This window comes from Neisseria sp. HMSC056A03 (genome assembly GCF_001815685.1).
GTDB classification, from domain to species: Bacteria; Pseudomonadota; Gammaproteobacteria; order Burkholderiales; family Neisseriaceae; genus Neisseria; species Neisseria subflava.
Genome location: NZ_KV821641.1, coordinates 321,257 through 333,280, shown reverse-complemented (window position 1 = coordinate 333,280; position 12,024 = coordinate 321,257). Strand labels below are relative to the sequence as shown.

12 protein-coding genes are annotated in these 12,024 nt (G+C 51.3%); 6 read left to right on the top strand and 6 right to left on the bottom strand.

From position 1 onward, the window contains the following. Positions 1–51: 51 nt before the first annotated feature. On the bottom strand, positions 52–861 hold the full coding sequence (dapB, locus tag HMPREF3052_RS08650) for a 4-hydroxy-tetrahydrodipicolinate reductase (protein WP_036492678.1): 810 nt from the start codon (positions 859–861) through the stop codon (positions 52–54). Between the two features lie 9 nt (positions 862–870). Continuing rightward, positions 871–1,266: an outer membrane protein assembly factor BamE gene (locus tag HMPREF3052_RS08645; protein ID WP_049350824.1), complete on the bottom strand. Its 396-nt coding sequence runs from the start codon at positions 1,264–1,266 to the stop codon at positions 871–873. A gap of 151 nt (positions 1,267–1,417) precedes the next feature. Here HMPREF3052_RS08645 and fur point away from each other — a divergent pair, with 151 nt between their 5' ends. The 3 genes from fur to dapD all read left to right on the top strand — a co-directional run bounded on the left by fur (position 1,418) and on the right by dapD (position 3,823). Beyond that, positions 1,418–1,915, top strand: coding sequence for a ferric iron uptake transcriptional regulator (gene fur / locus HMPREF3052_RS08640; RefSeq protein WP_079453813.1), 498 nt, complete (start codon positions 1,418–1,420; stop codon positions 1,913–1,915). A gap of 77 nt (positions 1,916–1,992) precedes the next feature. Continuing rightward, positions 1,993–2,739, top strand: a complete 747-nt coding sequence (gene aat / locus HMPREF3052_RS08635) for a leucyl/phenylalanyl-tRNA--protein transferase (RefSeq protein WP_070749543.1) — start codon at positions 1,993–1,995, stop codon at positions 2,737–2,739. A gap of 262 nt (positions 2,740–3,001) precedes the next feature. Then, a complete protein-coding gene (dapD, locus tag HMPREF3052_RS08630) occupies positions 3,002–3,823 on the top strand; it encodes a 2,3,4,5-tetrahydropyridine-2,6-dicarboxylate N-succinyltransferase (RefSeq protein WP_070749516.1) in 822 nt (273 codons plus the stop codon). Positions 3,824–4,015: 192 nt separating this feature from the next. On the opposite strand, the gene HMPREF3052_RS08625 is transcribed toward dapD, so the two are convergent. From HMPREF3052_RS08625 to HMPREF3052_RS08610, 4 genes are all read right to left on the bottom strand, one after another. Next, positions 4,016–4,810 (bottom strand): glycosyltransferase family 8 protein, encoded by a 795-nt coding sequence (locus HMPREF3052_RS08625; RefSeq protein ID WP_070749515.1) that lies wholly within the window; start codon positions 4,808–4,810, stop codon positions 4,016–4,018. A 38-nt stretch (positions 4,811–4,848) separates the two neighbouring features. Beyond that, the gene (gene rmuC, locus HMPREF3052_RS08620) at positions 4,849–6,651 is read right to left on the bottom strand and encodes a DNA recombination protein RmuC (RefSeq protein WP_070749514.1); all 1,803 of its coding nucleotides are present in this window, start codon (positions 6,649–6,651) and stop codon (positions 4,849–4,851) included. 1,027 nt (positions 6,652–7,678) lie between these two features. Beyond that, positions 7,679–9,043 carry a tRNA uridine-5-carboxymethylaminomethyl(34) synthesis GTPase MnmE gene (gene mnmE, locus HMPREF3052_RS08615; protein WP_070749513.1) on the bottom strand — a complete coding sequence of 455 codons (1,365 nt, stop codon included), beginning with the start codon at positions 9,041–9,043 and terminating at the stop codon, positions 7,679–7,681. A gap of 91 nt (positions 9,044–9,134) precedes the next feature. Beyond that, positions 9,135–9,791 carry an NAD(P)-dependent oxidoreductase gene (locus HMPREF3052_RS08610; protein WP_070749512.1) on the bottom strand — a complete coding sequence of 219 codons (657 nt, stop codon included), beginning with the start codon at positions 9,789–9,791 and terminating at the stop codon, positions 9,135–9,137. 119 nt (positions 9,792–9,910) lie between these two features. Here HMPREF3052_RS08610 and HMPREF3052_RS08605 point away from each other — a divergent pair, with 119 nt between their 5' ends. The 3 genes from HMPREF3052_RS08605 to HMPREF3052_RS08595 all read left to right on the top strand — a co-directional run. After that, on the top strand, positions 9,911–10,801 hold the full coding sequence (locus tag HMPREF3052_RS08605; RefSeq protein ID WP_070749511.1) for a LysR family transcriptional regulator: 891 nt from the start codon (positions 9,911–9,913) through the stop codon (positions 10,799–10,801). Beyond that, positions 10,798–11,070, top strand: a complete 273-nt coding sequence (locus tag HMPREF3052_RS08600) for a GIY-YIG nuclease family protein (protein WP_070749510.1) — start codon at positions 10,798–10,800, stop codon at positions 11,068–11,070. The genes HMPREF3052_RS08605 and HMPREF3052_RS08600 overlap by 4 nt, the downstream gene beginning before the upstream one ends. A 465-nt stretch (positions 11,071–11,535) precedes the next feature. After that, positions 11,536–12,024: c-type cytochrome (locus HMPREF3052_RS08595; RefSeq protein ID WP_070749509.1), on the top strand; the 489-nt coding region annotated here is incomplete at its 3' end.

The following is a 12,024-nucleotide window of genomic DNA, read 5'->3' as shown; positions in this document are numbered from 1 at the left end:
ACGTTGTGCTTTCAGACGGCCTTGTAAGGTATGAAACCTGATGATGCGGGTTTATCGGTTTTTCAAACCCAGTACGTCTTGCATATCGTACAGGCCTTTTTTGCCGTTTGCCCAAACTGCGGCGCGTACGGCACCGGCGGCAAAGGTCATGCGGCTGCTGGCCTTGTGGGTGATTTCCACACGCTCTCCGTCGGTGGCGAAGAGGGCGGTGTGGTCGCCGACGATGTCGCCTGCGCGGACGGTGGCAAAACCGATGGTGGACGGATCGCGTGGGCCGGTGTGGCCTTCGCGGCCATAAACGGCGCATTCTTTGAGGTCGCGGCCGAGGGCGTCGGCAATGACTTCACCCATGCGTAACGCGGTGCCGCTTGGGGCATCGACTTTGTGGCGGTGGTGGCCTTCGATGATTTCGATGTCGTAGCCTTCGTTTAACACGCGGGCGACGGTGTCGAGGATGTGGAAGGTCAGGTTGACGCCGACGCTGAAGTTGGCTGCGAAGACGACGCCTATTTTTTCGCCTGCGGCTTGGATGGCGGCTTTGCCTGCGTCGTCAAAACCGGTGGTGCCGATGATGATGTTGACGCCTTTTTCCACGCATTTTTGCAGGTGTTTCAGGGTTGGCTCGGGACGGGTAAAGTCGATAAGGACATCGCTTTGAGCCAGTACAGCATCCACGTCGTCTGAAATGGCGACGCCGGTTTTGAGGCCGGAGGCGAAGCCTGCATCCAAACCCAATACTTCCGAGCCGGAATGCTCGAGTGCGCCGGAGAGGACGGTATCGGGATGGTTGTTGACTGCTTCAACCAAAACGCGACCCATGCGGCCGTTGACGCCGGCAATGGCGATTTTCAATGCGCTCATGGGGCTTCCTTATTTCGGCTTGGTTTCGGTAGTCGGAACGACGTTTTGTCCGGCTTGAACGGCTTCGATGGATTTTTGAATGGCATCGCCTTCGGCGCGTGCGAGGACGTCGTTTTCAAAGTACAGGGTCAGGTTGCTTTGTTCTTTGATGATGCCGTTGCGGCTGGTGTTGAAAGTGTAATCCCAGCGGTCGGCATGGAAGGCATCGCGCAGGAGCGGCGTACCGAGCAGCAGTTGGACTTGGTCGCGGGTCATACCTTGGCGCAGGGAAACCACGGCGCGGGGATTGAGCTCGTTACCTTGAATGATTTTGAGTTTGTAGGATGGAAAGTTGGATACGCGCTCGGCACTGCATGAGGCCAGACCTAAAATAGCGGCGATGGCAAGGCATAAGGCTTTATTCACGGGCTTACCTTTCTGTGTCATTTCGGGAAAGATGTTTATCATCGCTTGAATATTTTTAAAAAGCAAACGATAATCATCTTCTTAATTTTTCTTTTCGCCGATTTTCAATTGCAAGACCGGCGGCAGATTGCCACCCTTTAACGGCCCAATAGTGGGCAAACGGGCGGAAAGTGCGTATTATAACGGTTATTACCTTACAGGGATATTGAATATTATGGAAAAATTCAGCAACATTGCGCAATTGAAAGACAGCGGTTTGAAAGTTACTGGTCCACGTTTGAAAATTTTGGACTTGTTCGAGACTCATGCCGAGGAGCATTTGAGTGCGGAAGATGTGTACCGTATCCTGTTGGAAGAGGGTGTGGAAATCGGCGTGGCGACGATTTACCGTGTGTTGACCCAGTTTGAACAGGCCGGCATTTTGCAACGCCACCATTTTGAAACCGGCAAAGCGGTTTACGAATTGGACAAAGGCGATCACCACGACCACATCGTTTGCGTGAAATGCGGCGAAGTAACCGAATTCCACAATCCGGAAATCGAAGCGCTGCAAGATAAAATCGCCGAAGAAAACGGCTACCGTATCGTCGATCACGCGCTGTATATGTACGGCGTATGCGGCGATTGCCAAACCAAAACCAAACGTTAATCAGTTTGTATGTTGATTTTTCAGACGGCCTTGGGCATTTTCAGCTTGAGGCCGTCTGAAACTTTATGGGCTTTACGATGAAGATTCCTTTTCTTGCGCCACGGGATTATCGTTTCCCCGACCCGTCTTATGCTTTGGCAGAATGCGACGGCTTGGTCGGCGTCAGCGGCGATTTGGATACGGGGCGGCTGTTGTCGGCGTATGGGCAGGGGATTTTTCCATGGTTTAGCCGCGACGGTTGGTTTTTCTGGTATGCGGTTGCGCCGCGAGCCGTGATTGTGCCGGAAAACCTGCATATCGGCCGCTCTTTGGCAAAAACCTTGCGCCACAAGCCGTATCGGGTAACGGTCAACCGCTGTTTTGAAAAAGTGATTGCCCATTGCGCCAATGTACCGCGCCCGGAACAGGACGGAACGTGGATAGAACCTGCGTTTCAGACGGCCTATTTGAAGCTGCACCATCAGGGGCATGCACATTCGTTTGAATGTTGGTTGCCGGACGAACAAGGCGAAATGCAGTTGGCAGGCGGGTTTTACGGCGTGCAAATCGGCTGCGTGTTTTATGGCGAGTCGATGTTTGCCTTGCGTCCCGATGCGTCAAAGATTGCGTTTGCCTGCGCCGTACCGTTTTTGGCGGATTTGGGCGTTGCACTGATAGACTGTCAGCAGGATACCGAACATATGCGCCGTTTCGGTTCGCAGTTGATGGATTTTGCCGACTTTCAGACGGCCTTGAAGGATTTGAACGCGAAACCGTTAAAGCGGAATATCGAAGGCGGCATGGTGGCTGAAAATCTTCTGCAAAAGATTGGCGGCGAAGATTGATTTATCGGCACGGGGTATCGGCAGAAGCGACAGTCTGCATATCGTAGCTGGGAAATTAGTTAGAAAATAAATGCTATTCAATTCACTTGAACAGGCCGTCTGAAAATCTTGGCTTAGCCGAAATCTAGCCGTGTAACGCTTGGCGCTAATCATGTTAATAGCTGACGAAATCGCTTTTACATGGCAAAATAACAAGTTAAATATTTGTAATAGGGTGGCCTGAATAGGTTTCAGACGGCCCTGATCTCTTGAAGGAATCAACATGTCTTTGCAAAACATCATTGAAACGGCTTTTGAAAACCGTGCCGAAATCAATCCGAATACCGTTACCCCGGAAGTGCGTGAAGCGGTTTTGGAAACCATCCGCCAGCTCGACGCCGGCAAACTGCGCGTTGCCGAACGTTTGGGCGTGGGCGAATGGAAAGTCAACGAATGGGCGAAAAAAGCCGTATTGCTGTCTTTCCGCATTCAGGACAATGAAATCCTCAACGACGGTGTGAACAAATACTTCGACAAAGTGCCGACTAAATTTGCCGATTGGTCTGAAGACGAATTCCGCAGCGCAGGTTTCCGCGCAGTTCCGGGTGCCGTTGCCCGCCGCGGCAGTTTTGTGGCGAAAAATGTTGTGTTGATGCCTTCTTATGTCAATATCGGCGCATACGTTGACGAAGGTGCGATGGTCGATACTTGGGCGACTGTCGGCTCTTGCGCGCAAATCGGTAAAAACGTGCACTTGAGCGGCGGCGTCGGCATCGGCGGCGTACTCGAGCCTCTGCAAGCCAGCCCGACCATTATTGAAGACAACTGCTTTATCGGTGCGCGTTCTGAAATCGTTGAGGGCGTGATTGTCGAAGAAGGCAGCGTGATTTCTATGGGCGTGTTCATCGGTCAATCCACTAAAATCTTTGACCGTACTACCGGCGAAATCTATCAAGGTCGCGTACCGGCTGGTTCGGTTGTCGTATCCGGCAGCATGCCTTCCAAAGACGGCAGCCACAGCCTCTACTGCGCGGTTATCGTCAAACGCGTGGACGCGCAAACCCGTGCGAAAACCAGCGTGAACGAATTGTTGCGCGGTATCTAATCGGATAACGAACGCCGACTGAGGGTGGGTGCAAAGCCTGCTTTACGGTCGGGTTTGAACACAAAACAGGCAGAATGTTCTGCCTGTTTTTTTATGGCTTAAAGGCCGTCTGAAACAATTTCAGACGGCCTTTTGTTTTTGATGATGGGTTGTTTCAAGATAATTGAAGGAAACGAAAATCCTTGCCTGAAATTACGCGTTCGGCCAGTCGGCGCAATAGTATTGCCAATAGACTTCGATAAAAGGAATCTCGCTGTAATCGCACAACCACGGTTTGGCGCGTGTGGTGTAGTGGATAACGGGTGGAACAGTGTCGGGTTTGGGGAATACTTCGCCGAGGCTTCGTTTTTGGAAATATTCGACTGCGCCGGTTTGGAAGTTCCAAGATTCTTCTAATTGCAGCCAGTTTTTTTGAAATACGGTGTTTAGAAAGCATTGGTCGCCATAGGGTACGGCTTCGTTGAGGCAGGCAGCGGTTTTCAGCAGTTGCGCCGCGATATTGTGTTCCCGCCATTGCGCCAAGTCGGCCAACAGCATGCCTGAATTGAAATAGGGCGTGGTGTGCAGGCCGATAGGGTGTTTCCACTCGATGCGCGCCAAAACGGAATCTTGTACCGCCGCAACGGGATAACCGCGCATATCGAGGTTGAACAAATCATGCAGGGATTGGGTCACCACCATATCGCTGTCGAGATACAGGGCGCGGTCGACAGGCAGGTGCTGCATCATCAGGCGGAAAAATGCGGCATCCGAAATATGGGACAAGCGGCGATATTGGCTGAAGTCGACTTCGATTTTGACGTCATTCAGGCGGTTGCCGCTGGCCGCGAGCTTTTGGTTGGTATAGTCGATCCATTCCCGCCTGAAGGTATTATGCATGAGGTAGAAATCGACATTTGTGTTGTGGGTACAGATGGATTTCATCAGGGTATGAACCTGCTCGGCATAGCCGGTATCGGCAGCAAGGACGATGGTGATGTTGCTCATTGGTTAAATTCCCTTTATTTGCAATGTCTTAAATTTTGTCAGGCATTTTCTTGGTCTTGTGCGGTCGGTAAGGTGGCGTGGTCTTCGTTTTCTGATACGGCTTTTTCTAATAAATCCCGTTGCAGCTGTTTACCGGCTTTGATGCCCAATTTACGCAGTTTTTCGGTGCTGCTGATGAGGTTGCCCCTGCCGGAAACCAAGCGGCCATAGGCCGTCTGAAACTGGGATTGTGCCTGACCAAGCGCTTTATTGATGCCGTCCATGCTTTCGACAAAGCCGACAAATTTGTCATAAAGTTTGCTGCCTGCCTCGGCAATGGCTAGCGCGTTTTGGTTTTGTTGCTCGTTGCGCCAGATGTTGGCAACGGTGCGCAGGGTGGCGAGCAGGGTGCTGGGGCCGGTCAGCATGATGCGTTTGTCGAAACACTCTTGGAAGAGGTTTGGATCGTGTTGCAGGGCGAGGAGGTAGGCTGGTTCGACAGGGACGAACATAAAGACGAAGTCCAACGTTTTGACGCCATCAAGGTCGGTGTAATCCTTCGCAGCCAAGCTTTTGATGTGGGCGCGGATGCTGGCGACGTGGTTGGCAAGCTCGCGCTCTGCTTCTGCGCCGGTGCTTTGCGTATAGCGGACGTAGGCGGTCAGCGATACTTTGGAGTCGATGACGATTTGTTTGTTGTCGGGCAGATTGATGAGGACGTCGGGCTGGAGGCGGCGTTGGGTGCCGTCTGCTTCGTGGCGGACGCTGGAAGCTTGAACGATGTATTCACGACCTTTTTGCAGGCCGGAATTTTCCAATACGCTTTCCAAAATCATCTCGCCCCAGTTGCCTTGGGTTTTGTTTTGCGTGCCGGTCAGCGCGGTGGTCAGCGCTTTGGCATCGTGGTGGAGCTGGGTGTTGAGGGTTTGCAGGCGTTTGAGCTCGTTTTCGATGGTTAGGCGTTCTTTGGCTTCTTTTTCATAAGTCTGCTGAACCAGCTCGCTGAAGCCATGTATGCGTTCGTTGAGCGGATTAAGCAGTTGCTGGAGATGGTCGTGGTTTTGCTCGGTAAAGCGGCGGCTTTTCTCTTCCAGAATAGTGTTGGCGAGGTTTTGGAACTGGTCGCTCAAGTTTTTACGCGCATCTGCCAGCAAGGCCAATTTTTCTTCGGCAGCCTGACGGTCTTTTTCCGATTGGGTGTTGAGGCGCTCGTTTTGGACTTGAAGCGCGTGGTTTTGCTCCAAAAGGGCGGCGTATTCTTGTTTCAGACGGCCTTTTTCGGCTTCCTGTTGCTGTAAAAGGCTGTTTTTGTCGTCGATATTGGCTTTTTCTTGCGTCAGTTGTGTGGAGAGGCGTTCGTTTTGGACTTGCAGCGCATGGTTTTGCTCCAACAGCGTGTCGTAGTCTTGTTTCAGACGGCCTTTTTCCGTTTCTTGTTGTTGCAAAAGCGTATTTTTATCCACACTCAAGGCCTGTTCTTGAACCAGCTGCGTGTTTAATCGCTCATTGTTGATTTGCAGGTTTTGCGCGCTTTGCTGCCATTTTGCACATTCGTGTTTTAAAGCTTCGACTTCGGCCTCGCAATCTTGCAGATAGGCAATCTGTTTTTCGGCTGCGGCAAAGCGGTTTCCCGTCTCCTGCAATTCGTCTTGCAATTCCTGCACGGTATGGCGGCTGTGCGCCAAATCCGCCGCAGTTTGAGCCTGCACCTGTTCGGCAAACTCATGCAGGCGGCGGCTTTCGGCCAATTCTTGCAAAACAATAAAGTGTCGGCTTTGGGCTTGGTAGCGTGTTATCAGCCAAGCAAACAGCGCGCCGATAAAAAATGCGGCCGCGCCGGTCAGGATTAGGGTGTTGTTCATGCTGGAAATAGTCAATACGCAGAATGTTTCACTATATCATATATTTGCAGCGCATTTTATGGTCGGATATGCGCTAGAAGCGTGTGTTTTCTTTAAAAGAAGCTATCAAAGGTATTGGTTTTGACTAAATGAAGATTTGGTTTGTCAAAAAGATAGATTTATAACATTTTGAATTTAAAATAATATTTAATTTAGAGTGCGATTTGCAACAAAAAAAGAGGGATTTTATGGGCGCAGCAAGATACGTTTGTAGTGTGTATGTAATTAAGACATCGGTGTCATTGAGAAAGACATCGGTGTCATTTTCAAAACAAAATATAAATTAACTAAAATCGTCATTATGTATATTTTTTATATTTTATCTTTACGGAAAAGTTGTATTAATTAACGATTGGCGCGGTATGATTCGTCCTGTCGGTAGCGCAGATGCCGGCGGAAAAATGTGTATGTTGTTAAATAACATTTTGTATCTATGAAAAAGGACTACTTAAAATGGCACATTTAATAACGCTTGCTTCCGCTTCTTTAATCGGTATGTCGGGGATACCGGCCTCCGCCCTCGGCGTCACCTATAATATGGAAACGGTAGTACACAAATAATTCAATTATAAACGAATTGATTAAAATACTTCAGAAAACGCAACTTAGGCCGTTTTTCGGCCGACAGACAAGAAAGTGAGACAAACAATGAAAACTTTAATCAAACTGGCAGCCGCCTCTTTAATCGGTATGTCCGGCCTGACCGTCGGTGCAACCAATATCGCCCACAATATGGCTGATGCCGATAAATAAAAAAATACACAACACACCCTAAAATACACAGAAAAGAGTTAAAATGAAAACATTAATCAAATTGGCTGCAGCTTCTTTGATCGGCATGTCCGGTTTGACAGTTGGCGCAACCAAAATCGCAAAAAATATGGCAGAAGCTGCCAATAAATAAACGCAAGTGAAATTAAGCTTGTTTTGGTGATAAAAAAGGCCGTCTGAACATTCAGACGGCCTTTGTATTTGATGGCAAACCGTTTTATTTGCCGATACAGAAGCGCGAGAAAATCACGCCCAGCAAATCGTCGGCGGTAAATTCGCCGGTGATTTCGCTGCACGCGTTTTGGGCGAGGCGCAGGTGTTCGGCGAAAAGCTCGATTTGGTTGTTGTCGCAGAGGGCGGCGTTTTCCAGCTCGGCTTCGGCTTCGTGCAGGGCGTTGAGGTGGCGGCTGCGGGCGAGAAACAGGCTTTCGCTTTCGCCCTGCCAGCCGACTTCCTGCAACAGCGCGTGTTTGAGCAAGTCGAGACCCTCGCCGGTTTTGGCGGACAGGCTGATGACGGTGTCCGCGCCGGTTTGCGCGAGGCTGTCTGAACGGACGGCGATGGGTTCGCCGGTCAGGTCGGCTTTGTTGTGGATTTCGATTTTTTTCAAACCTTCGGGCAGGCTGTTCAAAATAGCTTGGGTTTTGGCGTTCACGCCTTCTCGCGGATCAATCAGAATCAGGGCGACATCGGCTTCGGAGACGGCTTTGCGGCTGCGCTCGATGCCGATTTGTTCGACCACGTCGTCGGTTTCGCGCAGGCCGGCGGTGTCGATGATGTGGACGGGTACGCCGTCGAGGGTGATTTGTTCGCGCACGGTGTCGCGGGTGGTGCCGGCGATGTCGGTTACGATGGCGATGTCGTCGCCAGCCAAGGCGTTGAGCAGGCTGGATTTGCCGACGTTGGGCGCGCCGACGAGGACGACGTTCATGCCTTCACGCAAAATCGCGCCTTGTTCCGCGCTGGCAAGTACGGTTTTCAGACGGCCTTGCAGGGCTTGGAGCTTGCCGCGCGCGTCGGCGGCTTCGAGAAAGTCAATGTCTTCTTCGGGAAAGTCCAGCGTGGCTTCGACCAGCATCCGCAGGGTAATAAGGTCGTCCACCAGCTCGTGTATGTGTTGGGAAAACGCGCCTTTGAGCGAACGCAACGCCATGCGTGCGGCGGACTTGCTGGAGGCGTCGATGAGGTCGGCGACGCTTTCGGCTTGGGCAAGGTCGAGTTTGTTGTTGAGGAAGGCACGTTTGGTAAATTCGCCCGGCTCCGCCATGCGCGCGCCCAGTTCGAGGCAGCGCGAGAGCAGCATATCCATTACCACAGGGCCGCCGTGTCCCTGCAACTCAATCACATCTTCGCCGGTGAAGCTGGCGGGGGCGGCGAAGTAGAGCAGGATACCGTTGTCTATCGGCTGCCCGTCGCCGCCGAGAAAGTCGGTGTAAAGCGCGGTGCGCAGTTTGGGCGTTTTGCCGCCGCTGAGGGTTTGCGCCAAAGGCAGCAGGTTTTTGCCGGAAAGACGGATCACGCCGACGCCGCCGCGTCCGGGTGCGGTGGCGATGGCGGCGATGGTGGGTTGGGATGCGGACATGAGAACTCACGTATAGATAAATTTAATGTGTGTATTATAGCAAAAGGCCGTCTGAAACTTTGGGTTTCAGACGGCCTTTGGATTAAGACGATTAAACGGCGGCGACGGTAAAGCGTTCAAACAAATGCGCTTTGTTTTCCGCATCGTCGGCGATGGCGACTGCCAAATCTGCCACGCTGATGCCTGCCGGAATTTCACCGTCCATCAGCAAATCATCTTTGCCCAAGCGGTATTTGCCGGTTTTGTCTTCACTTAAGCTGCCGTCCCCGCCGAATCGTGCAGGAGGAGAAACGAAAGACCAGTTCACATCGCGGCGCGGCAGGAGTGCGGTCAAGAGATGGCGTGCGGCATTGGCGCCGTCGTAAATTTCTTTCGGGAAGTCGGGCGTATCGACCACTTGCAAACTGGGTGCGGCATACAAGCTGCCTGCGCCGCCGACGATTAAGAGATACGGTACTTGCGCCGCTTTTGCCGCTTCGACGATATTGTTTGCGCCGCGTGTGAAATCCGCGCCGATATTGGGATTGTTCCAGCCCGGATTGAACGCGCTGACTACGGCATCAAAACCGGCCAGTTTGTCGGCAAAATCTGCTGCGTTGACATCTGCAGAGACAGCGGCAACATTTTGCGCTTGGAAAACTTTGTCTGTGTTGCGGGCGAAAGCGGTCACTTCATGACCGCGGCCTGCCAATTCTCGAACGACTGCGTTGCCGACATAACCTGTTGCACCGATAACTGCGATTTTCATGTTTGACTCCTTATGGGATGTGATTAATTAGATGAGTGCATTGTAAGGCCGTCTGAAACGCTTGATAATCCCTGATTTACTGTTATGATTGTGAAGTTGAGCTAAATAATTATTTCCAAATGCAAGACATCAAACCCTTACTTGTTTTCGCTACCGTCCTCGAACACGGCAGCATGAACGCCGCCGCTGCCGCGCTGGGCATGACCCCGTCTGCCGTCAGCCAGCACATCAACCGCCTCGAAACCCTGCACGGCATCAAGCTGTTAAACCGCAGCACGCGCAGTCTTTCGCCTACCGATGCCGGCCGCGCCTTGGGCGAATACTGCCGCCGCTTAGCCGCCACGCTTGCCGATACGCGTACCGTTATCGACAATCTGAAAACCGAACCCGTCGGCGAATTGCGTATTTCCCTGACTTCCACCGTCATCGAATCTCGCGCTTTTCAGACGGCCTTTTCGCGATTACAAACCGAGTTCCCAAAAATCTGCCCCGTCCTCAATTTCAGCGATACCTTGGACGACCTGCAACACAGCCAAACCGACATCGCCATACGCGGCGGCGACCGCGCTTTGGACGATCCCAATCTGGTCGCGCGTCATCTCGTTACCTGGCCGTACATAATTTGCGCCGCGCCTGATTATCTCGATCGCCATCCGACCATTACCCATCCCTCGCAGCTTCATGCACACCACTGGCTGCACTTCCTGCCCGTCCGCACGACCTTGCAAAACGGTGAAGAAAGCTATTTCCTCGACGTTGCCGACAGCATTGCCTGCACGCACCTTGCCGCCGTCCGCAGCCTGACCGAAAGCGGTTTCGGTTTGTCTTTGCAAGTGGGCGGCGAAGTTCGGGAAAAAATTGCACAGGGCCGTCTGAAAGTGGTTTTGCCGGAATGGACATTGCCGCCGATCAGCCTTTATTTGGTGACGCCTTATCGTGTGCAGTCTGCCAAAACCGAGGCTGCCGTGCGCATTTTTACCGAGAGTTTTGCCAAGGAAGGGGATTTATGAGCGCGGAAAATTGGAGCGTTTACCTGATTTTGTGCGAAAACGGCGCGTTTTATTGCGGCATCAGCAACCGTCCTCAAGAGCGGTTTGCAGCGCATTTGTCAGGAAAAGGCGCGAAATACACGCGGTTGAACAAGCCTGTCGAGATGCGCATCGTTTCAGACGGCCTGAGTAAAAGTGAAGCGCTGAAACGGGAAATCGGCATTAAGAAATTGAGGGCAGAGCAGAAGCGGGGATTGTGGGCTGAAGCTGAAATATTGGCAAAAGGTTAATAGCATTGGATTAAATCGTAGTTGGAATATGAAAAACTCTATAAACAAGTAGGCCTGCCGGTGTCTTTTGCATAGGCAAGCGGCAAATGTTTATTAACATGATTCAAAAAGGCCGTCTGAAACCTGATTGGGTTCAGACGGCCTTTTTAGGATAAGAGGCGGTTCAATGCTTATGGTATTATCTGGAAAGTTTGTAAAAAGTTGAATTTAAAAAGAAACTTTAAAAATTAAGAGGGTAACTGCTTGAACAATAAAATGAAAATTATTACGCCAAATGACAAATGGGCGTGAATTTCTATCTGAGTAGAGGTGTGGTGTCAATATGTTTTTCCTGTTTTTGTGACAAAATCTGATTTATGCCAATATTTATTATAGTCTAGGTCGAACGGATTAGTTTCTATGCTAGAATTTTTAAGCTGTTTATATAAAACAGTGATTTAAACTAAAACTAAGGAAAGACAGAACATGAACAAATTACTGATTGCCGTAATGATGATGGCTGGTTTGACAGCTTGTTCCCAAGAGGCTAAACAGGAGACTCAAGAGGCTGCTCAAGCCGTTGCATCTGAAGTGAAAAACGAAGCCGCTTCTGCTGCCGATGCGACTGCATCTGCCGCTCAAGAGGCCGCCGATAAGGTTGAAGCTGCCGCCAGCAAAGCAGAGGAAGCCGCGAAACCTGAAGAAGCTGCCAAGCCTGAAGAGAAAACCGAAGCGCCTGCCGCTGACGCCAAACCTGCAGAATCCGCCAAAGTAGATGGCAAAGCTGTTTACGAAGCGAACTGTAAAACATGTCACGGCGGCTTGATTCCCGGCGCTCCTGCCGTAGGTAAAAAAGAAGACTGGGCGCCTCGTATCAAACAAGGCCAAGACACTCTGCACAAACACGCAATCGAAGGCTTTCAAGCCATGCCAGCCAAAGGTGGCAACGGCAGCCTGAGCGACGATGAAGTGAAA